Here is a 22874-nt window from a genome sequence, read left to right as displayed (position 1 = left end):
GAGAGCACATCATATGTCAGAAACCGCGCCCCAGCCCCAGCCGCCGCTCGTCGTGAATGTTCAGTACACGAAGGATCTTTCGTTCGAAGTCCCGAACGCACCGGCCATTTATACCGTGCTGCGCACCGCGCCGATGGTCAACATCAATCTCGACGTGCAGGTGCGCCGGGTCCAGGAAGGCCAGACCGTGTTCGAAGTCACGCTCGCGGCCCGCGCCGAAGCCACCATCCCCTCGCCCGAAAACGGCGCGGAAAAGCCGATGGTCGTGTTCATCGCCGATCTGTCCTATGCCGGCATCTTCACCCTCAACGGCGTGCCGGAAGAACAGCAGGAGCCGGTGCTGCTGGTGGAATGCCCGCGCTTGCTCTTCCCCTTCGCCCGCAACATTCTGGCCGACGTGACCCGCGACGGCGGCTTCCCGCCGGTGATGCTGGGGCCGATCGACTTTGTCGGGCTGTGGCAGGCGCGCCGCGCCCAGGCCGCCGGTATCGCCCCGGTTGGGAACGCCTAAGTAAAAAGAAGGAAGCGCTACTTTTTGTGGACAAAAAGTAGCAAAAAAACTTTGTCAATTTGGGCCCGTGCCGGTTCAACGCCTCAGGCCCAGCGTAAACAAAAGTTTTTGCGCCGCTTTTTTCAAAAAGCGGCCTCTTCCTTTCTTGTCCTGCGGCTCACGCCGGCACCCGCCCGGCGGGGCTGCGCGGCGTCGCGGCGCTGAGGCCGCGCAGAAAGGCAATGGTGCCCGGCGTATTCCAGTTCGCCGCACCGTCCATACGCGCCACGAGCTGGCCGAGCGGGTTGATCACCACGGTCAGCGGAATGCCGTTGGCGTCCAGCGTCTGCAGGTCGCTGCCGTCCTGGTTCAGCAGGATCGGCAGATTGTCGATGCCGTGCCTTGCGTAGAACGGCCGCACCACTGCCGCCCCGGTCAGGTCGACGGAAATCGGCAGGACCAGCACGCCGCTCCTCTTCAGTTGCGGCACCAAGGCGGCGAAGCTGGGAATTTCCGCGATGCAGGGGCCGCACCAGGTGGCCCACAGATTCACCAGCAGCGTGTGCCCGCGATAATCCGCCAAGGCCAGCGCCCGCCCGTCGGGGTCGGCGAAGCGCACCGGCGGCGCCAAAGTCGGCATGACCTGCGTCAGCGCCGCGGCGGCGTCCGGCAGGTCGCCCTCGGCAATTTGTGCGACGGCACAATTGCCCAAGCCCCCCGCGAGGGCTAAGCCAGATGCACCGGCGATGACGGATCGGCGGGACAACAAGAGTGGGCGTGACGGTTTGACTGACAAGAGCAATTCTCCGATTTCTCAGCAGCTGCAATGGGGCGGGCGTTTTGGTGCCGGACCCGACGCCGTGATGCAAGCCATCAACGTCTCCATCGGCTTCGACGCCAAGCTCTGGGCCGAAGACATTGCCGGCAGCCGCGCCCATGCGGCGATGCTGGCCGCCCAGGGCATCATCAGCGCCGACGACGCCGCTGCGATCAATAGCGGCCTCTCCGTGATCGCCGGTGAGATCGAGGCCGGCAGCTTCAGTTTCGCAGACGCGCTGGAGGATATCCACACCAATATCGAGGTCCGGCTGACCGAGCGCATCGGCGAGGCCGCCCGCCGCCTGCACACCGCGCGCAGCCGCAACGACCAGGTGGCGACCGATTTCCGCCTCTATGTGCGCGGCGCGATCGACAATCTGCTGCTGCAGGTCCAGGATTTGATGCGCGCCTTCGCCACCCGCGCCGCCGAGCATGCCGGCACCGTGATGCCGGGCTTCACCCATCTGCAGACGGCGCAGCCGGTCACGTTCGGGCACCATCTGCTCGCTTACGTGGAAATGCTGAACCGCGATGCCGGCCGCCTGCGCGACGCCCGCGCGCGGCTGAACGAATGCCCGCTCGGCGCCGCGGCGCTCGCCGGCACCTCCTTCCCCATCGACCGCCACGCCACCGCCGCGGCGCTGGGCTTCGACCGGCCGACCGCGAACTCGCTGGACTCGGTCTCTGACCGCGACTTCGCGCTGGAATATCTGTCCGCCGTGTCGATCCTGGCGATGCATCTCTCGCGCTTCGCCGAGGAGATCATCATCTGGTGCTCCTCGCCCTACGGCCTGATCAAGCTGTCGGATGCGTTCACCACCGGCTCGTCGATCATGCCGCAGAAGCGCAACCCCGACGCCGCGGAGCTCACCCGCGCCAAGACCGGGCGCATCACCGGCGCGCTGGTTGGCCTGCTCACCGTGATGAAGGGCCTGCCGATGGCCTATGCCAAGGACATGCAGGAGGACAAGGAACCGGTGTTCGACGCCACCGCCGCGATCTCCCTGTGCCTCGCCGCCACCGCCGGCATGGTGCGGGACATGGACGCCGACACCGCGCGCATGGCCGAGCTCGCCGGCTCCGGCTTTTCCACCGCCACCGATCTCGCCGACTGGCTAGTGCGGGTCCTGAAAATGCCGTTCCGTGACGCGCACCATGTCACCGGGCAGATCGTCCGCCTAGCCGAGGCCAAGAAGCTCGACCTCGCCGGCCTGACCCTGGCGGAAATGCAAAGCGTCGAGCCGCGCATCACTGCCGAATTGTTCAACGTCCTGACGGTTGAAGCTTCGGTCGCCTCGCGCGTAAGCTATGGCGGCACCGCCCCCGGCAATGTCGCCCGCGCGGCGCAAAAATGGCTGGACCAACTGGCATGAAAGCCTGTTTCATCGCGCTTGCTCTCTGCCTCGCGCTTGCCGCCTGCGGCCGGCGCGGCGCGCCCACCCCGCCCGGCCCGGCGGCGGACATCATTTACCCGCACACCTATCCGGCGAACTGACATGGCCCTTGTACAACCACTGACCGCCGATCCCGACCTCGACGACCTGCTGGCCGCGCGCCCGGCTTTGACCATGCACGCCCAGGACGGGCTGTGCTTCGAGGATGTGCCGTTGCACGCCGTCGCCGATACGCATGGTACGCCTTGCTGGGTGTATGGCGCCGGCACGCTGCGCGCCCGCTACCGGGCCTTGGCCGGCGCGTTGGCCGAGGCCGGGCTGAACGTGCATATTCATTACGCGGTGAAGGCCAACGACCATCTGGCCATCCTCGGCCTGTTCCGCGCCCTCGGCGCCGGCGCCGACGTGGTGAGCCTCGGCGAGTTCATGCGCGCGCGGAAGGCCGGGATCGCGGCTTCCGATGTCGTGTTCTCCGGCGTCGGCAAATCGACGCAGGAGCTGGGCGCGGCCATCGTCGCCGGGCTCGGGCAGATCAATGTCGAGAGCGCCGAAGAGCTGGAGATGATTTCCGCCATCGCGCTGCGGGTGGGCCGCCCTGTCCGCGTGGCGCTGCGCATGAACCCGGATGTCGATGCCGGGACCCATGAAAAGATCACCACGGGCCTCGCCGACAACAAATTCGGCATTCCCGCCCAGGATGTGCCCCGCCTCTACGCCCATGCCGCGACGCTGCCCGGCATCCAGCCGGTCGGCATCGCCGTGCATATCGGCAGCCAGATCCTCTCCCCTGCGCCTTACGCCAAGGCCTATGCCAAGGCGGCGGACATGGTGCGCTGGCTGCGCGCCGCCGGTCAGACCGTGTCGGTGCTCGATCTCGGCGGTGGCCTGGGCATCGGCTATGGCGACGAGCCGGGGATGTCGCTTTCCGCCTTCGCCAATGTGGTGAAGAAAGAAGTCGGCGATCTCGGCGTGCAGCTGCTGATGGAACCGGGCCGCTATCTGGTCGGCCCGGCGGGGCTGCTGCTCGCCTCGGTGATCCTGGAAAAGCGCGGGCAGAAACGCTTCGTCGTGCTGGACGCGGCGATGAACGATCTGATGCGTCCGGCGATGTACGATGCCTGGCACGGCATTTTGCCGGTCTCGGCGACGCAGTTTCGCGCCCCCCGCGCCCCGGCCGACGTGGTGGGGCCGGTTTGCGAGAGCGCCGACAGCTTCGCCACCGGCCGCGACCTGCCGGCGATGAAGCCGGGCGCGCGGGTCGCGCTGCTCGATGCCGGCGCCTATGGCGCGGTGATGAGCAGCACCTATAACGCCCGCCCCCGCGCCGCCGCCGTGCTGATCGATGGCGGGAAATTCCATCTGATCACGCCGCGCCAGACCATCGACAATTTGTGGGCAGATGAAATGCTGCCCCCGCTGGCGGGATGAGCGCGGCAGCACCGGACCGGATTCTGCTCCGCCTGCGGCGGCGCGCCGCTCTTGTGCTGTGGACTGAAACATTATGCCACGCGGTGATGCCCGCCGCCTTCATCCTCGCCGCCTGGCTGGTGGCGGTGATCTTCGGTTTCGGCGGGTTTCCGCTCCTCGTCACCGCGCTGATCCTGGCCCTGGTTTCCCTCGGCTGGGAGGCGGTTCGCCTCCGGCTCCCCCGCGCCGCGGACATTGACCGCCGGATCGAGCGCGCCTCGGGCCTGAAACACCGGCCTCTGCTCGCCTTGCAGGATGAGCTGGAGACCGAGGGCGCCTGGGGCAAGACGCTCTGGGCCACGCACCAGGCGCGGGCGGCTGCCTCACTGGCCCGGGCCCGCACCGGCTGGCCGGCGCCGCTGGCGGCGCTGCGCGACCCGTATTCCTTGCGCGCGCTGCTCTGGTTGCTGCTCGTCACCGGCCTGGTGATCGCCGGGCCGGAGCTGCCGGCCCGCTTTTCCGGCGCGTTCTCGCTCCCCGCCTGGCGGCTTTTCGCCGTCCCCCAGGTGAACGCCTGGGTCACCCCGCCCGCCTATGCCGGCCAGGCGCCCCTGCTGCTGACGCGCGGGCAGGCTGTGACGGTGCTGCAAGGCAGCCGGCTCACCGTGGTCGTCAATGGCAGCGATGATGCCATCCGCTTTGCCGGCGCCAGACTGCCCACCGCGACTCTGGCCGCGCATAGCCGGCGCGCCGAGGGGATGCTGTCGGCCTCGGGCGTCATCAGCATCGGCCCGTGGTGGCACCGCCTGGCGCGCTGGCGCGTCACCGTCGTTCCGCCGGCCGCGCCGGTTCTGAGCCTCGCGCCCGTCACGCTGGTGCGCGACGCGCCGCAACTTTCCTGGCAGGCCAGCGACCCTTACGGCCTTGCCGCGCTGCGGGCCACGCTGCGCCCGCACGGTTATCCGCGCGCCTTGCCTGAAAGCACGTCATTGCCCACCGCCACGGGCAAGGGCACGGCCCGGCTCGATGTTTCCGACAGCCCTTATGGCGGCCTTGCCGTCGATGTGATGCTGCAGGCGCGAAACCTCGCCGGGCTCACCGCAATGTCCGGCACGCAAAGCATAACCCTGCCGGCGGTGCCACTGCACGACCCAACCGCCCGGCGGCTCGCCGCGGACCGGCAGACATTGGCCCTGATGCCGGAGCGCGCGCCTTTCATCGCCCGGGAGCTGATGCAGACCGCGCAAACCCCGCCCAGCCGCATATCCTACGCCGTGGATGTGCAACTCGCGGCGCTGGCCACCGATATGCGTCTGCACGCTGCCAGCCCCGCCCAATCCGTAGCGCGTCTTCTCGCGCTGATCCGGCAGCTCGAGGCCGGCCCTGATTACGCCGCCTCCCAGGCATTTGCCCACGCCGCGCAGGCGCTGCTGCAGGCGCTGGCCCGGGGCCATGTCGACCAGAACACGCTGAACCGGCTGCTGCAGGCCATGCAGCAGGCGCTCGCCCAGCATCTCGCGGCCCTCGCCAAGGCATCCCACACGTCCCAGGCGCAGAATGTCGACCGCTCGGCACTGAGCCGGCTGGCGCAGCAGATCGCCGCCGACCAGCAGGCCGGGCGCAGCCAGCAGGCGCAGGCGGAGTTGCAGCAACTGGCCGCAGCGCTGCGGGCACTGCAAGCGGCGCGGCCGATGTCCGCCGCCGAGGCGGCACGCGCGCAAGCGGCCGCGCAGAGCGCGCAGGCGCTGAGCCGACTGATGCAGAATCAGGCGCGCCTGCTCGACCAGACCGCCAAAGGCAACGCCACCGCCGGCCAGCAAGGGCAGCTTCGCGCCGGCCTGCAAAGCCTGGGCGCCGGATTGCAAAAAGCGGGCATCGCCAACCTGCCGGGCATGGCCCAGGCAGGGCAAGCCATGCAGGCAGCGCAATCGGCCCTCAGCCGGCAGGATAACGGCCACGCGCAATCGGCGGAATCGGCGGCGATCCAGAATCTCCAGCAGGCCGCGGCGGCACTGCAAAGCAGCATGCAACAGGGCATGTCGCTTGACGCCACCAATGGCGGCATGCCCGGCGCGCACGGTTTCGGCGACAGCCAGAACGGTTCCAACGACGACAACGCCAACCCCGATCTCGGCTTCCAGCGCCGCAACCCCGCCGATGCGATCGAGCAGGAGATCATCAAACGCGACGCCGATCCCAGCCTGCCCGCTCCGACGCATCATTATTTGCACCGGCTGCTCACGCCCAACAATTGACGAGGGGCAGCGGGCGGCCAGATCGGAAAGCGGTGATTTTTTGCAAGAAAATGGCGCCAGGGACCAAGCTCAATCGCCGCCCTTGAGCGGCTGCGTGGCGTGGAGGAAGGACCGAACGCCAGCTTCCCGCGCCGGCGCAGGCGGCCGCGCGTGCATCTACGCCGGGAATCCCCCTAAAAATCCTGCCCAAAAAATTTTCCGGGCGGCCGACGGTGCTTACGCGACGGCGAGCAAGCTATCCGAGACGGTTTCAGTCGCATTTACCGGCGGGCCAAAAAGGACCTCAGCGGCCCCGCCCCCCATTTCGGTGATGACCGTGCCATTGACACCGGCAGGAATGTGACTCTGGCCGGACATGATCGGATCCGTCGTTGTCACATGGGTATTATCGGACAGCTCCGTGCTCGCAGGAGCGTTAGGCGAAGTAACAAGGGTCACGTTATACCTCCGTAGCGAACGTGAATTCACTTCCAAAATAAGATGTAATCGAAATAATGAATCGTATGCAAGTCCTAATCTATCGTTAGCCGCGAACGACGCGACCGGCCGCATGGCGGGCAACCGCCCCCGCCTTTATTACGGATCGAGCGAGGCGAGCGCCGTTGCGATCACCCCTTCCAGAAGCGGCCGCTCCGGGCGCACGCGCGCCAGGACGCGGACGCCCATGAGCACGCTCAGCAGATGCTGCGCCATGGTGGCAGCCGGCCGCGACCGGGTGATCGTTCCCTCGGCCTGGCCTCGCTCCACGCAGGTTCGGAAAAACGCTTCCAATCGCCGGAGCACCTTCGCCACGGCCTTGCCCACCGCGCGATCATGCGTTGCAAGCTCCATGGCGGCGTTCACAACCATGCACCCTTTGTGCTCAGGATCATTGATCGAGCGCCACAGTATGTCATCGAAAAATGCTTTGATGGCCTCCCGTGGGGCCAATTTTTCGCATCGCGCCAGGCGCTCCACGAACGATTTTTTTACGTAATGTTCAAATGCGACCCCGAATATCGCACGCTTATTGCCGTAGGCGTTGTACAAACTGGCCGATGAGATTCCGGTTGTTTCGACCAGGTCCTTAACCGAGGTCGATTCATAACCATGCGCCCAGAAGCGTTGCATCGCCGCATCGAGCACGGCGTCCTCGTCAAATTCCCTTGGTCTCGGCATTCCCCCATCCATACATGAACGACATGAACGCACGCGGCGCTGCATCGGCGCCTCGGCTGCCACGCCAGGTAAGCCCGCTCATTTCCTGGTCCAGGTGTGACCGCGCGAAGCGCGATCTCCACGGGCGCGCAACCACTCAGTCATCGCGGATCGTTTCGAGAAATGCGACCAGCCGGCCCAATCCGCGATGAATATTGACCTTTACCAGGGATGCCGACTGCCCAGTTGCCCGCGAGGCTTCCTCGACGCTGCGCCCTTCGAGTTTGACCAGCCGGATGACCTCCGCTTGCGCGGGCTTCAAGGTGCCGAGAAGTTTTTCGAGCGTCCATGCGCTTGTTACCGTCGATTCATCATTACCGGGGGCGGCCAGCTCGTCGTCGAGCGGCACGGTCGCGTTCGACTGGAGCGACCGGATCGAATCGATCCATTTATAGCGGGCGATGGCGGCGAGCCAGGCGATGAACGGCCGTTCAGGATCGTAGGTATGGCGCTTGGCGTGGACCGCGAGCAGCACCTCCTGGCTGACGTCATCGACCATGAAAGGCGGAAGGCGTCGGGAATAATAGCGCTTTAGCCAGGGGCCGATCTCGCCAAGCAATCGACGATATGCCACCGCGTCGCCGGCTTGCGCCGCTTCCATCAGCGCGTCCCACCCCAGCCGCTGTCCGTCATGAGGGACGGATCCCTCCGGCTCTGGTGTGGGGGTGGACGCCGGCACTTTAGCGATCTGCGGCGCTACGATGGTGAGGTCTCACGGCGGGGCGGGTTCGTGCCCCGCCCTGGCCGTGACGCAGACTGGCCGAGCCCACGGTGACGAGCCGACTGCATCTTCCGGGCAGGCTTAAGAATTGCTCCACAGCTTACGCCGTCTCCTGAAATCCATGTGTCGCCCCGGCATCCGTGGCGACGGACCGGTTTTAGTATGAGTGTTATAGAATAACTTGAGCGCCGTCGCCAACTCCACGGGCATGACACGTAGGTGACGCCAAAAATCTCCCTGTCCGTAAAAATCTTTCTGTCGTGCTGTAACCAAAGCACCCATTCGACCGGATACAGAGGCAGACATGCGCGATCGATGCTGCACGTCGACACAACATATCAATGGAGACTCTTATGTTTAAACGCGTCCCGACCTTTGCTGCCGTCGCCCTGCTCACCGTGGCTTCCGTCGCCCCGGCCCTGGCGCAAAGCTCGTCGAGCATGTCGAACAACAACATGATGGCCCCGAGCAGCATGTCGCATGACAGCATGGGCAATTCCATGTCGCACAGCAGCATGGGCAATTCGATGGCGCACGACACGATGAGCAACGGCATGTCGCATGACAGCATGGGCAATTCGATGGCGCACAACATGATGAGCAACGACCACATGTCGAAGCCCCAGTAACCAGCCGGCCGATTGTGCCGAAAAGGGCGTGGCCCTTTCGTGCGAAGGGCGATTCGGCAGGTATCGGATCGCCCTTCCAGGAAGCCTTCCGGTATTCGGGGTGTCGGCTGATCCGAGATCTCAAGCCGAACAGGAGCAAGAGACCATGAACCGACGCAAGATTCTTTACGCATCCAGCGCGATCGCGGCCGTGGTGATGGCCGGGCTCACGCGGCGCCGTGCCGCGAACGCGGCCCCGGCAACGGGCGCTGATTACCGGGTCGTTCACACCGATGCACAATGGCGCAAGCTGCTCAATCCCGCCGCCTACGAGGTGCTCCGGGAGGCCGGCACCGAGCCACCTTTTACGTCGCCCCTTCTGCACGAGGAGCACGTGGGCGTCTTCAGCTGCGCCGGCTGCGCGCTGCCGCTCTATGCCTCCGCGACCAAATATGACAGCGGCACCGGCTGGCCGAGCTTCTGGGACCATTTGCCCGGTGCGATCCTCACGTCGGGGGATGACAGTTTCGGCATGCAGCGCACGGAAGTGCATTGCAGCCAGTGCGGCGGCCATCTCGGCCATGTGTTTCCCGACGGCCCGCAACCAACCGGACTTCGCTATTGCATGAACGGCGTGGCGCTGTCCTTCACCCCGAGAACTGCATGATGCGTAAACTGTTTTTATCGAGCTGCCTCGCCGGCGTACTGGCGGCCTTTGCCGGAGGGGGCGCATCAGCCGCCGAATCCGTGGTGCTCGCGCCAGCGCCGACCGTCGACGCGCCGTTGGCCAAAACGCATGGCACCGAAACCGCGATCCTCTCGGGCGGCTGCTTCTGGGGGATGCAGGATGTCTTCCAGCATGTTGCCGGCGTGGAGCAAGCGGTTTCCGGCTATACCGGCGGCGGCGCGAGCACCGCGCAGTACGAGACCGTGAGCACCGGCACCACCGGGCATGCCGAGTCTTTAAAGATCACCTACGATCCGGCCATCGTCAGCTACGGAACGCTGTTGCGCATATTCGTGTCCGTCGCGGCCAACCCGACCGAGCTCGACTATCAGGGGCCGGATCACGGTCCGCAATACCGCAGCATGATCTGGGTGGAAAACCCGGAACAACGCATGGTCGCAACCGCCTATCTGCAGCAGCTGGCCGCCGCGCACACATTCGATGCCCCCATCGCCACGCAGGTGGCCGCGGCAATGCCGTTCTATCAAGCGGAAGCCTATCATCAGAATTTCGCCGTGCTGCATCCCGACTACCCTTACATCGCGATCATCGATGCCCCCAAAGTCGCCGCGCTGGCGCAGCTGTTCCCGACTTATTATCGCGCAACACCCTCGCAGGTGCGCGTTGCTTCAGCCGATTAGGAGCCCGCAATGACCGGCACACAAATGGCAAATCCACCGCCGGCGCGTTCCCACGGCAAGGGCCGGGCGCGGCGCGTGATCCACCCCTGGCCACTGCGGGTCATGCACTGGCTGAATGCGGTCGCCATCGTCACCCTGATTGGCACCGGCTGGCAGATTTATAACGCCTCGCCCTTCCTGCCTTTCGTTTTTCCCCACTGGGCGACGATCGGAGAATGGCTTGGCGCCGCCATCGCCTGGCATCTCGCGGCGATCTGGCTGCTGATGCTGAACGGGTTGGCTTATCTGACCTGGGGTTTGGCCACCGGGCATTTCCGCCGGAAATTCTGGCCGGTTTCGCCACGCTCGGTGCTGCGCGATGTCTGGGCCGCCGTGCGGTTTCGCCTGCCGCACGAGGTCGGGGTTTATAATGCCGTGCAGCGCGCTCTCTATCTCGGCGTGATCGCGCTCGGCCTTCTCGCCGTGCTCACCGGCCTTGCCGTGTGGAAGCCGGTCCAGCTCTGGCCGCTCTCGGATCTGTTCGGCGGCTTCTTCATATCGCGTGTCATCCATTTCATCGCGATGACCGGCATCGTTTTGTTTCTGGCGGTGCATATTCTGCTCGCCGCTCTCGTCCCGCGCGTTGTGCTGCCGATGATCACCGGCGGCCGCCTCGATGTTTCGGAGACCCACCAATGACCAGCTTCACTGCCTCGCGCCGGAAACTGTTGACGCGCGCCGCCGCCTTTGGCGCGGTGAGCCTGCTGCCCGGCTGCGATTTCGACGACCCCAGCCATCCCGACCTTGCCGACGACTTTCTCCGGCTGATGTCGGGCTGGAACAATGAAGTGCAGGCCGCCTTGTTCAACCCGAACACGCTGGCGCCCACCTTCCAGGCTTCGCAGATCACGCGGCCGCCGCGGTTCAACGCGTTCTACGACATCGCCCAAGCGCCGCGTGTCGATGAAGCCGCATGGCAGCTCGAACTGGCGGGCCAGATCGGCGACCGGCGCGCCTGGCGTATCGACCAGCTCCGCACCTTGCCTCAGGAGAGCCAGATCACCCGCTTCGTCTGCGTCGAGGGCTGGCGCACGATCGGGCAATGGAGCGGCGTGCCGCTGCGCCATTTTCTGCGCGCCGTCAGCGCGGACACCAGAGCCCGCTATGTCGCGTTCCGCTGCGCCGATGGCTACTTCACCAGCATCGACATGGAATCGGCCTTGCATCCGCAGACCATTCTCGCGCTCGACTTTTTGGGCGCACCGCTGACAGCGCCCTTCGGGGCGCCGCTGCGGCTGAGGATTCCCACCAAACTGGGCTTCAAAAATCCAAAATCGATCGTCGCCATGGAGGTCACCAACAAATGGACCGGCGGATATTGGGAAAACCAGGGCTACAACTGGTTCAGCGGATCATGATTCGGCGGCTGCGCGCGCGCGCCGCCCTCTTCGCCTGATGCGGGGCAACGCCTCGGCAATGTCACCGCGGATCAAGACCCTGGGGACCGGCCATGTTGCCCTGGCGTGGCGTCGCGTAGCACCACATGCTATGTTTCGTCTCCGATAGAGGCACAGGATGTCGTTTGACCCCCTAATCGACCAACTCGCTGGGAATTTGAAACCGGTGCGCCCGCGCCGTTTTGGGCAAGATGCGGCGATCATTGCGTTAATCTGCATCGCCGAGATCGGCATCTTTTTTGCCCTCGGCGCCGCCCTGCCGAACATGCCGATGAAAATGCGTCAGCCGACATTCTGGTGGCGTCTCATAAGTCTCGGGCTGATCGCCGTGATCAGCTGCATCCCGGCCATACTTTCCTTCAACCCGGCCTATTCGCCGCGGCGCGCGCTGCGCTGGATCTACGCCGTGATCGGCATCTGTCTTCTGACAGGGCTATGGTTCGATATCGGCTGGGACGGACTCGCAGGCCTCATCCACCGCATCGATTGGCGGGACGGCGTTCAGTGTGCATTCAAGATGTTCGCCTTGTCGATACCGCCGATGGTCGGGCTCGGTATGCTGATGCGCCGTGGTGCACCGACAGACCAGGCGAAATCAGCCTGGTTGATCGGGATCGCGGCCGCGGCCTGGGGCGCCTTCGTCTTCGTCTTCGCCTGCCCGTTCAACGATGCTCTCTACATCGTCATCTGGTATGGCGTGGGCTGTGGCGCCGTCACTTTGCTGTCACGCGCGCTGTTGCCGTACCTGGCACGCTGGTAGATTCGCTTGCACGGCACACGAGATTGCGCAGCAGCGGTGAGGTTTATCTGGTCTCGCCGAGAAAACATGCGCCTTCAATAAGTTGAGTGCGCATGTTTTGTTCCCTTGATCTGTGGCCCTTCAGCGACGCTAGAGCGCGATGACTTTAGAGCGGATCGCTACGCGATTCGATCTAAAATCATCCGGCTCTAGGCAAGAGCAACGACGTTTCGTTTGTTTCCCGTGATCAAGCGTGGCTGGCGCGGTAATGCCTTCCTTGAAGAAGCGTGATCGGCCAGTGGCTCGCTGAGTCCCGCAACATGTTCCGCGCCGATGTGGAACCGCCCAACCAGACGCGCCAGGGCCTCGGCCTCTGCGGCCAGGCTGTGACTGGCCGCAGTCGCCTGTTCGACCATTGCCGCGTTCTGCTGCGTCACCTGGTCCATCTGGTTCACCGCCGCGTTCACTTCGCCGAGGCCGGTGGATTGTTCCTTGGCCGAGGCCGCCAGCTCCACCACCAGCCCGTTCAGCTGGCTCACCTGCGCGACGATCCGCCCCAGCGCCTGGCCGGTCTCGCTCACCAGCTTCACGCCGGTATCGACCTGCTGCGTCGAGGCCGAGATCAGCGCCTTGATCTCCTTCGCGGCATCGGCCGAACGCTGCGCCAGCGCCCGCACTTCCGTCGCCACCACCGCAAAGCCGCGCCCGGCATCGCCGGCGCGCGCCGCTTCCACGCCGGCATTGAGCGCCAGCAGATTGGTCTGGAAGGCGATCTCGTCGATCACCCCGATGATGTTGGCGATCTGCTTGGACGAGGTCTCGATCCCGTCCATCGCCCCCACCGTCTGGCGCACCACCTCGCCGGACCGCTCGGCATCGGTCTTCGAGGTCGAGACCAGGTCGCGCGCCTCGTTCGCCACCTCGGCGGTGCGCCGCACCGTCGCGGTGATCTCATCGAGTGCGGCCGCCGTCTCTTCCAGGCTCGCCGCCTGCTGCTCGGTGCGCCGCGACAGATCGTCCGACGCCTGGGTGATTTCCTCGGCGCCCGAGCGCACGCCTTGCGTGTTGGCGGCGATCGACTGCATCGTCACCTGCAGCTTCTCCATCGCCGCATTGAAATCGCCGCGCAGCTTTTCATACCCTGCGGCAAATGTCTCTTGGAGCCGATATGTCAGCTGACCGGCTGAGAGGTTTTGCAAACCGGTTGCCAGAGACTCGACGACGAATTCCAACTGGCGCGTCGCTGCTTCACGTTCTTGAGAGGCCATCTCGCGCTCCGCGTCGGCAGCGGTTCTTTCCGTGGCCATCGCTTCCTCGATCGCCTTCTTTTCGATGGCGGCGTTTTTAAACACCAGCACCGCTTGCGCCATTCTGCCGAGATCGTCCTTACGGCTGAGCCCGGAAATTTCGGCCTGCAGATCACCTTTGGCAATACGCTCCATGTTCCGGGTCATCTCGGACAGCAGTCTGGCGACCGACCGGCGCACCAGATAGACGATGACCATGCCCGCCAGGAAGAGCGGTGAGAAAATCATCGCGAGATTATACAGGCGGTTTAGGAAATCCGTTTCGACATCATCGACATAGACCCCCGACCCGATGGCCCAGTGCCATTCCGGCACGCCCTGCATGTAGGAAATTTTCGGCTGCGGGACGTTCGAGCCTGCTTTTGGCTTGTAATAATGATTAAAGGCCGTTTTGCCCGCGACCACCGCGTCGATCATCGGACCGTCGGTTGGATGGCGATAGGAGTCCAGAGCGAGAAATCGATTCGTCCCAATAACGCTTTTGTCCGGATGGACGATGCCCGTTCCGTCGTAAGAATCGACAAAGTAGTAGTTGCCGCCATCAAACCGCGCGGAGCTCAATACGGCCTTCGCCGCTGCCTGCGCCTGCGCCTCGGACATTTTTCCTTCTTGCGCAAGCGCCACAAACCCTTCCGTCGTGGTGACGCCAGCCTCGACGAGAGACTTGATTGCGTCTTTCTTGGCTTGGAGATCGAGATTATAGGAGGCGTTCAGGCTCAGGCCTAATGCCGCGACGGTCAGGAAAAGACCCAAAAGACCGATAATCGTGAATTGAGTTGTGATCGACAAACGCGGCAGCATTTTAACTCGCTCTTGGTTATTTCAATCCATAGTTGTAATTGTTTTTGTGTCGCGTCAACTGAAAATTTAGATGCCGCCGATCATCTACGATGTCGTGATCGATTGGACTGTCCGCGCCAGCCAATTGCGAAACGCTGCGCCTGTATCTGCCGCCTGGAGCCGGATGATCTTAGATCGCGAATCGCGTAGCGATCCGCTCTAAAATCTGAATCCGCCTCTAAATAAACAAGCTAGCGGGCAATCTCCTGCACGAAATCCAGGAACGCGCGAACCTTTGCGGGCGGCAGGTGTCGCGATGCGCGGTAGGCGTAGAGCGGATAGGTCTCGTCCGACCAGTCGGCGAGAATCTGGACCAGCTCACCACGCTCTATCCAGCGGCCAATTCCCAGCTCCAAGCCTTGAAAGATGCCCTGGCCGGCGATGCAGGCTTCGATGGCCGTTGTGGGATCGTCGGTCGTGAATCGCCCGCGAACGTCCACGTCGAATGTTTCACCGTCCCGTGAAAACCCCCAGGTGAAGGGCCGGCCCGTTTGCGGGTCGCGGAACAGGATGGTTTCGTGGTGGAGGAGTTCGTGCGGTGTGCCGGGTACGCCGTTCCGTTTGAGGTAAGCGGGCGCGGCGTATGTCGACACGCGTGTTTCCAGAAGCTTGCGCGCGATCAGCGAGGCGCCTTCCATCGGTCCAAATCGCACGGCCAGATCCATCCCACCCATCATCTCTTCTCGATGGTTGCTTACGATCATGTCCAGCGAGAGCAGCGGATGCCGCTCCAGGAAGCGCGGCAGGTTCGGTGCCAAAACGATGCGCGCAAACCAGGGGTCGATGTTCAGCCTGAGCTTGCCGCTCACCGCAGCAGCAGCCCCTGCAATTTCGGTCGCCGCCTCGTCGATGCCTGCAAGCAGGGGCATCACGCGGGCATGAAAGCGCCTCCCCTCTTCGGTCAACGTCACGGAACGCGGCGTACGGTCGAATAGCCGCACGCCAACCCGCGCCTCCAGCCGCGCGATGGCCCGGCTGACCCCCGACGGGGTCAGGCCCAGCGTCTCGGCCGCGCGTGCAAAATTTCCAGCCTCCGTAACGGCGGCCAGCACACCGACGCCAGTCAGGATCCGCGCATCGAAGCTCACTCATGCCTCATGGTGATTAAACGTCATCTTAGCATTGATCTTTATGCGCTCAAGTCATCACCGCGCTTGCTCTACGTAAAAGCCCGCGGCGGGCCAAGCGCTCGCCAAGTCTAAGCATTTGCGAAACAACCCGTTGGTTTGAACCGGAGAACGAAAATGTATGCGATCACAGGCGTTACGGGCAAAGTCGGCGGAGAAATGGCACGCACGCTCCTGACGGCCGGCCAGAAGGTCCGCGCCATCCTGCGTGACGAGCGGAAGGGCAATGTCTGGGCCGCCCTGGGCTGCGAGATCGCCCTCGCCGAAATGGATGACGCGGCGGCGCTGACGCGCGCCTTTACGGGGGCTTCCGCAGTGTTCATCCTGCCGCCACCCGAGTTCGATCCGCAGCCGGGCTATCCCGAGGCACAGACCATTATCGACAGCGTCGTCGCGGCGCTTAAGGCCGCGCGGCCGCGCAAGGTGCTCTGTCTCTCGACCATTGGGGGGGACGCCGCTGAGGATAATTTGCTGTCGCAGCGAACGATGCTGGAACAGGCCGTCAGCACCATTGGGCTGCCATTGACGATCCTGCGGCCCGGCTGGTTCATCGATAATGCGCTTTGGGACGTTTCCTCGGCCCGCGACGCAGGCGTCATTTACAGTTTTCTACAGCCGGCCGACCGGCCGTTCCCGATGGTCTCGACGCAAGATGTCGGACAGGTTGCCGCAGCGTTGATCCAGGAAGAATGGAGCGGCCATCGCGTCGTCGAATTGGAAGGCCCGCACCGCGTCTCGCCCAATGATCTGGCGGCGGCTTTTGCAAATGCCCTTGGCAGGCCCGTACGCGTTGAGATCGTGCCGCGCGATTCCTGGGAAGGCTTGTTCCGTTCACAAGGGATGAAAAATCCGATGCCACGGATCAGGATGCTCGACGGCTTCAACGAGGGATGGATCGAGTTCCGGGACCATGGCCGCCACGCGCTCAAGGGCAAGATCGATGCCGGCACGGCCATCGCCACGCTCGTGGCCACGGTGGCGGCTTAACCGGCCTGCTTCAAACGGGCTTTAGATCAATCGCCCATCTGCATGCCCGCCATGGCGGGTGGGGTGAACTGCAGGATCAGCCCGGCGGCCACCAGCACGAGCAGGCCGAGCAGCATTTCCGCGCCGATGCTGCGCAGCAAATGCCGCCGCGTTGCCGGCAAACGCGGTGTCAGCCAATTGCGGTTCATGGCGGCAAGCGCGATGAGAAAGGCAAAGCTGATTATTTTTGCCAGGGCGGCGAGGCCATAGGCCGTGCTGACCAGGGCCCCCGGCTGGTCGATCAAGACCAGGTATTCGATCAAACCGGTAAGCAACAGCGCCACGACACAGGCCATACCGAGCGGCGAGTAGCTTGCCGCGAGCGCGGCGATTTGGGGCTCAGGCAAACGCCGGATCGCCAGATACAAAGCCGGGAGGGTTCCAAGCCAGCACGCCCCGGCCAGGATATGCACCACGGACGTCGACAGCAGCACGGTGCCGAGCCGGCCCTCCATCGAGCCGCCATGGGTAAGCCAGGCCTCCGCGACGATCGCTCCGCCGGCGAGCAAGGCGGCCAGCCGCACGCGCCCAAGCTGGTAGCAGACCGCCGCCACGCCCAAGGCGGCGCAACGCCCGAGCAGCATTGTGCCGAAACGCGTGTCCCAGGCCACGATGGGAAGGGCGGCGACCAGATCGGGCATGGTCTGGGCCTCAGACAATTCTTCGGCCTGCAACAGGAACCAGACCAGCCCCGCCCCCAGCGCCACGGCGAGACAGACCCAGGCGAGACGCCTCAGCCCCACCACATGATGGCGGCGGAGCAACGTGGCGCTGAGCAGCAACGTGCCGAACAGCCCGAAGGAACCCGCCATCTGAACGCCGCGGATGGCGGCACGCAGCGCCAGCCAGACGCCGCCATCCATTGGTTACTGGGTGACCGTGAAGCTGTAACTGCCGGTGCTGCGCTGGTTATAGGCGCGAATTTGCCAGTTCACGGTGTAACGGCCCGGCAGGGTGATCGCCACGGGCACGGCGAGCTCAAAAGGCTGACCGGCCACAGCCTCCGGCCGCCCGGCCTGGACCGGATTGCCCGCTTGATTCGTGACGGCAACATTGGAAAAGCCCATTTGCGGCGGGGCGCTGAAAGAGAGCACCAGTATATGCGGCGGCGCCGCGACAGCTGCCCGCGGGGCAGGGTTCGCCAGCACCAGCGTGACATTGGCCAGAGCCGGGGCGGCCGCCAGCATCGCCAGCACAGGAGCAAGACAGAGGGCGCGAAATGTCATTGGCCGCTTCCTGAACAAACCGAAATCACATGCCGATTTTGCCCGGCAAATCAGAAGAAATTCGCCAGGCGGTTCAAGAAACCAGAGTTGGCATTGCTGTCCTGCGGCGTGGCCCCCTGCGTCACCGGCTGCCCCAGCGCTTCGTTCTCCTGCAGGCGGCGTTGCTCGGCCGGGGCATTCACTGTCGGGGGCGGCGTGGGCCCATTGCCCATCAGCGACGAGACAAAGCCCGCCGGCTTGCTGGCGACCAGGGCGTTCTGGTTGATCTCGGCGCGGATATTGTTCGGCGGCGTGGGGCCGGCTTCCTGCAGCAGCGCCTGCCCGCCGGCGCTCAAGGTCGACGGGGCGGCGACCAGCGCGTTCTCGGGGTCCAGCACCTCGGCGCCCGCCTGCGCGGCATTTTCCTGTTGCGGCCGCGGCTCACCGGGGTTGGGCGCCGGCAATTGGCTCAGCTCCGGCGGCAGCGCCAGGGGCGCCTGCGTGCCGACCTGGAACGCGTCGGGGGGATTGGCCTCCAGGCCAAACTCTTTCTTCGTCGAATCGCTGCAACCGGTCAGGGCGAGCGCGAGAACGAAGGTGCAACCGGCGGCGGCGAATCTGATTGTCATGCCGCTTTCCTATCTCTGCCTGTCGCCGGCCGCAACTGGGGAGCGGCGGAGGAGGCTTTCCAGCATCAACACCGCAACCCCGCAGCAGATCGCGGAATCCCCGACATTGAAGACCCAGGGGAAATAGATCCCGGCGATATGCGCCTGGATGAAGTCCACCACCGCCCCATACCGCAGCCGGTCCGCGACATTACCGATGGCGCCGCCGGTGATCGCCCCGATCGCCAGCACGGTCGGCCAGTTCCGGCTGCGCCACAACCAGACGCAGAGCGCGATGATGACGGCGGAGGCGATTGTGGCGAGCAGAACCTTGGCGCCGGCGCCGGCAAACATCCCGAAGGTGATGCCGTGATTCCAGACCAGCACGAAATTCACCACCGGCAGCACCGCCAGCCGAGACCCGTCCTGCAAATGCAGCCCGTGCAAAACCCAGTATTTTGTGGCCTGGTCCGCCACCAGGACCGCCAGCCCCAGCAGGTACCCGGCAAGACGGCGGTCCATTATGCCACCGCCTCACAGCAACGGCGGCAGAGCGTCGGGTGGTTCGGGTCCGCGCCCACTTCTCGCAGAACGCGCCAACAACGTTCGCATTTCTGCCCGGCGGCGATGGCGGCGCCATCCTGCGCGCCGAACAACGCGGCGGAGGAAATGCAGATCTCGGCCCAGAGATCGGCGTCGCCCAGCACGGCCTCGGCCTCGCGCGAAAGGATGGCCTCGGCCTGCAGCGAGGAGCCGATCTGCTTGTCCTTGCGCATCAGCTCGATCGCCCCGGTCACGCCGGCGCGGTGCTCGCGGATTTTCGTCCATTGCCCGGCCAGCGCATCATCGCGCCAAGCCTCGGGGATTTCCGGGAACTGCGTGAGATGCACCGAAACATCGTCGCCGAAACGGGCGCACCACGCCTCCTCCGCCGTGAAGGGCAGCACCGGCGCCAGCCAGGCCGTGAGGGCGCGGAACAGAATATCGAGAAAACTGCGGCTGGCGCGGCGGCGCGGCGCGTCCGGCCGGTCGCAATACAGCGAATCCTTGCGGATATCGAAATAGAAGGCCGAGAGATCCGTGGTGCAGAACTGATGCAGCGCCGGATAGACCCCGGTCCAGTCATGGTTCCGCACCGCGCCGGCGATTTTTTCGTTCAGCTCCCAGAGCCGGTGCAGCAGGAACCGCTCCAGCCCCGGAAATTCCGCCGCCGGCACGCGCTCCTCTTCCGTGAACCCGTCCAGCGAGCCGAGAATCCAGCGCAGGCTGTTGCGCAGCCGGCGGTACAATTCCGCCTGCTGCTTGAGAATTTCCGGGCCGATGCGCAGATCCTCGGAGGTGTCCGCGTTCATCACCCACAGGCGCAGAATGTCCGCGCCGTATTTGTCGTTGACTTCCTGCGGCGCGGTGACGTTGCCGAGGGATTTCGACATTTTCCGCCCCTGCTCGTCGAGCACGAACCCGTCGGTCACGATCGCCTTGAACGGCGCCGCGCCGCGCGTGCCGATGGACTCCAGCAGCGAGGCCTGGAACCAGCCGCGATGCTGGTCCGAGCCTTCGAGATAAAGATCGGCCGGGGTCGGCAGGCCGCGCGCCTCCAGCACGAAGGCATGGGTCGAGCCGGATTCGAACCAGACATCGACGATGTCGAAAATCTGCTCGTAATCCTCGGCCTTGTGGTCAGGGCCGAGGAAATCCTGCGCCGGGCGGACATACCAGGCATCCGCGCCTTCCGCCGTGAAGAATTCCACCACCCGCGCCACCACCGCCGGGTCGCGCAGCGGCTCATGATTGGTTTTGTGGACGAAAATCGGGATCGGCACGCCCCAGGCGCGCTGGCGGGAGATGCACCAGTCCGGCCGCGATTCGACCATCGAGCGGATGCGGTTGCGGCCGATTTCCGGCACGAAATGCGTGGCGTCGATCGCCGCCAAAGCGCTCTGGCGGATATGCTCCGCGCCATCCATGCGGATGAACCAGTTCGGCGTGGCGCGATAGATCAGCGGCGCCTTGGAGCGCCAGGAATGCGGATAGGAGTGCACGAACTCCGCGCGGTGCAGCAGCGTGCCGGCGGCGGCCAAGGCCCCGCAGACCGGGTCCGCCGCCTTGTACACATGCACGCCCGCGAACAGCGGCACCGACGGATAATAAGTCCCGTCGCCCTGCACCGTGTCGGGCACGGCGATGCCATGCGCGCGGCAGAGGAAAAAATCGTCCTCGCCATGGCCGGGCGCCATATGCACGATGCCAGTGCCGGCCTCGGTGGTCACGAACTCGCCGAGCATCAGCGGGACCTCGAAATCGTAGCCTTTGTCCTGGCGCGCCAGCGGATGGCGGAATTTCGCCCCCTCCAGCGCCGCGCCCTTGAAAAGGCTCAGAACCGTGTGGCCGACAATGCCGACGGCTTTCAGGAAATCTTCAAGCAGCGCCTGGGCGACGATGAGTTTTTCACCCGGTCTGGCCAAACTGCCTTCGGCGACCGCATCGACGTGCAGGACCATATAATCAAACTCGGCGCCGGACGCGAGGCCGCGATTGCCGGGGATGGTCCAGGGCGTCGTGGTCCAGATGACGACGGAAGCCCCCATGAGCGGGCCTTGCGTCGCGGCGGAAGGAAACCGCACATAGATCGCGGTGTCTTTTTTGTCGTAATACTCAACCTCGGCCTCGGCCAGCGCGGTCTTCTCCACCGGGCTCCACATCACCGGGCGCAGGCCGCGATACAGCGCGCCATTGAGCAGAAACTTGCCGATCTCACCGGCGATGCGCGCCTCCGAGTCGAAATCCATGGTGGCGTAGCGGTGCGCCCAGTCGCCGGCCACCCCTAAGCGCTTGAATTCCTCGGACTGCACGGACAGCCAATGCTGCGCGTATTCGCGGCACTCCCTGCGGAATTCCAGAACCGGGACTTCGTCCTTGTCCTTGTTCTTCTTGCGGTACTGCTCTTCGATCTTCCATTCGATCGGCAGGCCATGGCAGTCCCAGCCGGGGATGTAGTTCGCATCGCGCCCGGACATTTGCTGCGCGCGGTTGATCACGTCCTTGTGGATCTTGTTCAGCGCGTGGCCGATATGCAGGTTGCCGTTCGCATAAGGCGGGCCGTCATGCAGGATGAAGCTGGGCCGGCCCTGCGACTGCGCGCGCAATTTGTCCCACAGGCCCATCTCCTCCCAGCGGCGCAGCATGTCAGGCTCACGCCTGGGCAGCTCGCCGCGCATCGGGAATTCCGTGGTGGGCAGGAAGACGGTGGTTTTGTAATCGGCCTTGGTATCGCTCATGAGGCTAGGGGATTGGCGGGTTTTGGCCTTCTGTCAAGCAGCAGGCGGGCTTCCTTGGCGTCGGCGGCGATCTGCGCCTTCAGTTCGTCGAATGTCTCGAATTTGCGTTCCTCACGCAAGAACGCATGCAGCGCCACGGTCAGCTCGGCGCCGTAAAGGTCGTCGGCAAAGTCGAACAGATGCGCTTCCAGCCGGGATTCCTTGCCGCCCACGGTCGGGCGCAGGCCGATATTCGCCACCCCTTGCACCGTGCCGCCGTCCGGCAGCCGGGCGGTGACGGCATACACGCCGCGCGCGGGCTCCAGATGCTCGCCGAGCGGAATATTGGCGGTGGGAAAGCCGATGGTTCGCCCGCGTTTGTCGCCATGCGTGACCATGCCGCGGATGGTATGGTTGCGCCCCAGCAAAGCGGCGGCGCGCTCCGGGTAGCCATCCTGCAGCAGGCGGCGGATGCGCGTGGAGGAAATCGGCCCCTGCGCGTCCACGACGGGGGGCACGATCGTCAGCCCCATGCCGAGCGCGCCGGCGCGGCGGCCGAGCATGGCGACATCGCCGCCCCGCCGATGGCCGAACGCGAAATCCCCGCCGCAGGCAAGATGCGCTGCCCGCAGGCCCGCATGCAGCACCTGGTCGATGAATTCGTCCGCGGTGAGGTGCGAGAAGGCGGCGTCGAACGGCAGTTCATACAGCAGGTCCACGCCCAAGGCGGCCAGGGCGGCGGCGCGCTCGGCGCTCAGCGTGAGTCGGAAAGGCGGGTCCTGCGGGCGGAAAAAACTGCGCGGATGCGGCTCGAACGTCAGCACCGCCAACGGCGCGCCAGGCCGCGCGGCGTGCATCGCCTGCACCACCCCGGCATGGCCGAGATGCACGCCGTCGAAATTGCCCAACGCCACCGTCGCCCCTTGCGCCGAAGCCGGCAGCCCCCGCCAATCGGAAAATATCTTCATAAAGCTCACAGGGCCCAACGCTGGCCGATGGTCAAGGGTCAGGCAAGGGAAGAAAGGGAAGAAAGGGAAGGCTACTTTTTGTGAACAAAAAGTAGCAAAAAA

23 protein-coding genes are annotated in these 22874 nt (G+C 64.7%); 12 read left to right on the top strand and 11 right to left on the bottom strand.

The window, feature by feature from the left end:
- Positions 1-13 precede the first annotated feature (13 nt).
- Positions 14-511: a protein-export chaperone SecB gene (gene secB / locus VNC39_RS02395; RefSeq protein WP_325395791.1), complete on the top strand. Its 498-nt coding sequence runs from the start codon at positions 14-16 to the stop codon at positions 509-511.
- 157 nt (positions 512-668) lie between these two features.
- Here secB and VNC39_RS02390 read toward each other — a convergent pair whose 3' ends face one another.
- Positions 669-1202: a TlpA family protein disulfide reductase gene (locus VNC39_RS02390; RefSeq protein ID WP_325395789.1), complete on the bottom strand. Its 534-nt coding sequence runs from the start codon at positions 1200-1202 to the stop codon at positions 669-671.
- Positions 1203-1236: 34 nt separating this feature from the next.
- Between VNC39_RS02390 and argH the strand changes: the two genes are divergently transcribed.
- Genes argH through VNC39_RS02370 form a run of 4 tightly spaced genes read left to right on the top strand, consistent with a single transcriptional unit; the run spans position 1237 to position 6365 of the window.
- Complete coding sequence (gene argH, locus VNC39_RS02385; RefSeq protein ID WP_325395787.1) at positions 1237-2682, top strand: argininosuccinate lyase; 1446 nt, start codon at positions 1237-1239, stop codon at positions 2680-2682.
- Positions 2679-2804 carry an LPS translocon maturation chaperone LptM gene (lptM, locus tag VNC39_RS02380; protein ID WP_325395785.1) on the top strand — a complete coding sequence of 42 codons (126 nt, stop codon included), beginning with the start codon at positions 2679-2681 and terminating at the stop codon, positions 2802-2804. The genes argH and lptM overlap by 4 nt, the downstream gene beginning before the upstream one ends.
- A 1-nt stretch (position 2805) precedes the next feature.
- On the top strand, positions 2806-4131 hold the full coding sequence (gene lysA / locus VNC39_RS02375) for a diaminopimelate decarboxylase (RefSeq protein WP_325395783.1): 1326 nt from the start codon (positions 2806-2808) through the stop codon (positions 4129-4131).
- Positions 4128-6365, top strand: coding sequence for a DUF4175 family protein (locus tag VNC39_RS02370; RefSeq protein ID WP_325395781.1), 2238 nt, complete (start codon positions 4128-4130; stop codon positions 6363-6365). The genes lysA and VNC39_RS02370 overlap by 4 nt, the downstream gene beginning before the upstream one ends.
- Before the next feature lie 576 nt (positions 6366-6941).
- Here VNC39_RS02370 and VNC39_RS02365 read toward each other — a convergent pair.
- Both VNC39_RS02365 and VNC39_RS02360 read right to left on the bottom strand, forming a co-directional pair.
- Positions 6942-7490, bottom strand: a complete 549-nt coding sequence (locus VNC39_RS02365; protein WP_325395779.1) for a TetR/AcrR family transcriptional regulator — start codon at positions 7488-7490, stop codon at positions 6942-6944.
- 169 nt (positions 7491-7659) lie between these two features.
- Complete coding sequence (locus VNC39_RS02360) at positions 7660-8163, bottom strand: sigma-70 family RNA polymerase sigma factor (RefSeq protein WP_325395777.1); 504 nt, start codon at positions 8161-8163, stop codon at positions 7660-7662.
- A gap of 473 nt (positions 8164-8636) precedes the next feature.
- On the opposite strand from VNC39_RS02360, the gene VNC39_RS02355 reads away from it, so the two are divergent.
- The 6 genes from VNC39_RS02355 to VNC39_RS02330 all read left to right on the top strand — a co-directional run bounded on the left by VNC39_RS02355 (position 8637) and on the right by VNC39_RS02330 (position 12455).
- Positions 8637-8912, top strand: coding sequence for a hypothetical protein (locus tag VNC39_RS02355; protein WP_325395775.1), 276 nt, complete (start codon positions 8637-8639; stop codon positions 8910-8912).
- A 145-nt stretch (positions 8913-9057) separates the two neighbouring features.
- Positions 9058-9558 carry a peptide-methionine (R)-S-oxide reductase MsrB gene (gene msrB / locus VNC39_RS02350; RefSeq protein ID WP_325395774.1) on the top strand — a complete coding sequence of 167 codons (501 nt, stop codon included), beginning with the start codon at positions 9058-9060 and terminating at the stop codon, positions 9556-9558.
- Positions 9555-10259: a peptide-methionine (S)-S-oxide reductase MsrA gene (gene msrA, locus VNC39_RS02345; protein ID WP_325395772.1), complete on the top strand. Its 705-nt coding sequence runs from the start codon at positions 9555-9557 to the stop codon at positions 10257-10259. The genes msrB and msrA overlap by 4 nt, the downstream gene beginning before the upstream one ends.
- Positions 10260-10268: 9 nt before the next feature.
- The gene (locus tag VNC39_RS02340; RefSeq protein ID WP_325395770.1) at positions 10269-10937 is read left to right on the top strand and encodes a cytochrome b/b6 domain-containing protein; all 669 of its coding nucleotides are present in this window, start codon (positions 10269-10271) and stop codon (positions 10935-10937) included.
- Positions 10934-11656 (top strand): molybdopterin-dependent oxidoreductase, encoded by a 723-nt coding sequence (locus tag VNC39_RS02335; RefSeq protein WP_325395768.1) that lies wholly within the window; start codon positions 10934-10936, stop codon positions 11654-11656. The genes VNC39_RS02340 and VNC39_RS02335 overlap by 4 nt, the downstream gene beginning before the upstream one ends.
- A gap of 157 nt (positions 11657-11813) precedes the next feature.
- Positions 11814-12455, top strand: a complete 642-nt coding sequence (locus tag VNC39_RS02330; RefSeq protein WP_325395766.1) for an NrsF family protein — start codon at positions 11814-11816, stop codon at positions 12453-12455.
- Between the two features lie 188 nt (positions 12456-12643).
- Here the strand turns inward: VNC39_RS02330 and VNC39_RS02325 are convergent, their stop codons facing one another.
- A complete protein-coding gene (locus tag VNC39_RS02325) occupies positions 12644-14542 on the bottom strand; it encodes a methyl-accepting chemotaxis protein (RefSeq protein WP_325395765.1) in 1899 nt (632 codons plus the stop codon).
- Positions 14543-14772: 230 nt separating this feature from the next.
- Entirely contained in the window at positions 14773-15669 is an 897-nt protein-coding gene (locus VNC39_RS02320) for a LysR family transcriptional regulator (RefSeq protein ID WP_325395763.1), read from the bottom strand.
- A 156-nt stretch (positions 15670-15825) separates the two neighbouring features.
- Here VNC39_RS02320 and VNC39_RS02315 point away from each other — a divergent pair, with 156 nt between their 5' ends.
- Complete coding sequence (locus VNC39_RS02315; RefSeq protein ID WP_325395761.1) at positions 15826-16695, top strand: NmrA family NAD(P)-binding protein; 870 nt, start codon at positions 15826-15828, stop codon at positions 16693-16695.
- Positions 16696-16721: 26 nt separating this feature from the next.
- Here VNC39_RS02315 and VNC39_RS02310 read toward each other — a convergent pair whose 3' ends face one another.
- From VNC39_RS02310 to VNC39_RS02285, 6 genes are read right to left on the bottom strand one after another with little or no spacing between them, the layout of a single operon-like run.
- Positions 16722-17597 (bottom strand): copper resistance D family protein, encoded by an 876-nt coding sequence (locus VNC39_RS02310; protein WP_325395759.1) that lies wholly within the window; start codon positions 17595-17597, stop codon positions 16722-16724.
- 3 nt (positions 17598-17600) lie between these two features.
- Entirely contained in the window at positions 17601-17960 is a 360-nt protein-coding gene (locus VNC39_RS02305; RefSeq protein WP_325395757.1) for a copper resistance protein CopC, read from the bottom strand.
- Between the two features lie 50 nt (positions 17961-18010).
- Complete coding sequence (locus VNC39_RS02300) at positions 18011-18568, bottom strand: DUF3035 domain-containing protein (RefSeq protein ID WP_325395755.1); 558 nt, start codon at positions 18566-18568, stop codon at positions 18011-18013.
- 9 nt (positions 18569-18577) lie between these two features.
- Positions 18578-19069: a signal peptidase II gene (gene lspA / locus VNC39_RS02295; RefSeq protein WP_325395753.1), complete on the bottom strand. Its 492-nt coding sequence runs from the start codon at positions 19067-19069 to the stop codon at positions 18578-18580.
- The gene (ileS, locus tag VNC39_RS02290; protein WP_325395751.1) at positions 19069-21825 is read right to left on the bottom strand and encodes an isoleucine--tRNA ligase; all 2757 of its coding nucleotides are present in this window, start codon (positions 21823-21825) and stop codon (positions 19069-19071) included. Before ileS ends, lspA begins: the two co-directional genes overlap by 1 nt.
- Positions 21822-22772, bottom strand: coding sequence for a bifunctional riboflavin kinase/FAD synthetase (locus VNC39_RS02285; protein WP_325395750.1), 951 nt, complete (start codon positions 22770-22772; stop codon positions 21822-21824). The genes ileS and VNC39_RS02285 overlap by 4 nt, the downstream gene beginning before the upstream one ends.
- Positions 22773-22874: the final 102 nt, after the last annotated feature.

Origin of the sequence: Acidocella sp., from assembly GCF_035535915.1 — a bacterium.
GTDB lineage: Bacteria > Pseudomonadota > Alphaproteobacteria > Acetobacterales > Acetobacteraceae > Acidocella.
The sequence above is the reverse complement of the archived record's forward strand: the minus strand, read 5'-3'. Positions and strand labels throughout refer to the sequence as shown.

Bases quoted from the DNA above. Each gene is read 5' to 3' on its own strand.
- secB (WP_325395791.1), top strand. From the start codon at position 14: ATGTCAGAAACCGCGCCCCAGCCCCAGCCGCCGCTCGTCGTGAATGTT.
- argH (WP_325395787.1), top strand. From the start codon at position 1,237: ATGACGGATCGGCGGGACAACAAGAGTGGGCGTGACGGTTTGACTGAC.
- lptM (WP_325395785.1), top strand. From the start codon at position 2,679: ATGAAAGCCTGTTTCATCGCGCTTGCTCTCTGCCTCGCGCTTGCCGCC.
- lysA (WP_325395783.1), top strand. From the start codon at position 2,806: ATGGCCCTTGTACAACCACTGACCGCCGATCCCGACCTCGACGACCTG.
- VNC39_RS02370 (WP_325395781.1), top strand. From the start codon at position 4,128: ATGAGCGCGGCAGCACCGGACCGGATTCTGCTCCGCCTGCGGCGGCGC.
- VNC39_RS02360 (WP_325395777.1), bottom strand. From the start codon at position 8,163: ATGGAAGCGGCGCAAGCCGGCGACGCGGTGGCATATCGTCGATTGCTT.
- VNC39_RS02355 (WP_325395775.1), top strand. From the start codon at position 8,637: ATGTTTAAACGCGTCCCGACCTTTGCTGCCGTCGCCCTGCTCACCGTG.
- msrB (WP_325395774.1), top strand. From the start codon at position 9,058: ATGAACCGACGCAAGATTCTTTACGCATCCAGCGCGATCGCGGCCGTG.
- msrA (WP_325395772.1), top strand. From the start codon at position 9,555: ATGATGCGTAAACTGTTTTTATCGAGCTGCCTCGCCGGCGTACTGGCG.
- VNC39_RS02340 (WP_325395770.1), top strand. From the start codon at position 10,269: ATGACCGGCACACAAATGGCAAATCCACCGCCGGCGCGTTCCCACGGC.
- VNC39_RS02335 (WP_325395768.1), top strand. From the start codon at position 10,934: ATGACCAGCTTCACTGCCTCGCGCCGGAAACTGTTGACGCGCGCCGCC.
- VNC39_RS02330 (WP_325395766.1), top strand. From the start codon at position 11,814: ATGTCGTTTGACCCCCTAATCGACCAACTCGCTGGGAATTTGAAACCG.
- VNC39_RS02325 (WP_325395765.1), bottom strand. From the start codon at position 14,542: ATGCTGCCGCGTTTGTCGATCACAACTCAATTCACGATTATCGGTCTT.
- VNC39_RS02315 (WP_325395761.1), top strand. From the start codon at position 15,826: ATGTATGCGATCACAGGCGTTACGGGCAAAGTCGGCGGAGAAATGGCA.
- VNC39_RS02310 (WP_325395759.1), bottom strand. From the start codon at position 17,597: ATGGATGGCGGCGTCTGGCTGGCGCTGCGTGCCGCCATCCGCGGCGTT.
- VNC39_RS02305 (WP_325395757.1), bottom strand. From the start codon at position 17,960: ATGACATTTCGCGCCCTCTGTCTTGCTCCTGTGCTGGCGATGCTGGCG.
- VNC39_RS02300 (WP_325395755.1), bottom strand. From the start codon at position 18,568: ATGACAATCAGATTCGCCGCCGCCGGTTGCACCTTCGTTCTCGCGCTC.
- lspA (WP_325395753.1), bottom strand. From the start codon at position 19,069: ATGGACCGCCGTCTTGCCGGGTACCTGCTGGGGCTGGCGGTCCTGGTG.
- ileS (WP_325395751.1), bottom strand. From the start codon at position 21,825: ATGAGCGATACCAAGGCCGATTACAAAACCACCGTCTTCCTGCCCACC.
- VNC39_RS02285 (WP_325395750.1), bottom strand. From the start codon at position 22,772: ATGAAGATATTTTCCGATTGGCGGGGGCTGCCGGCTTCGGCGCAAGGG.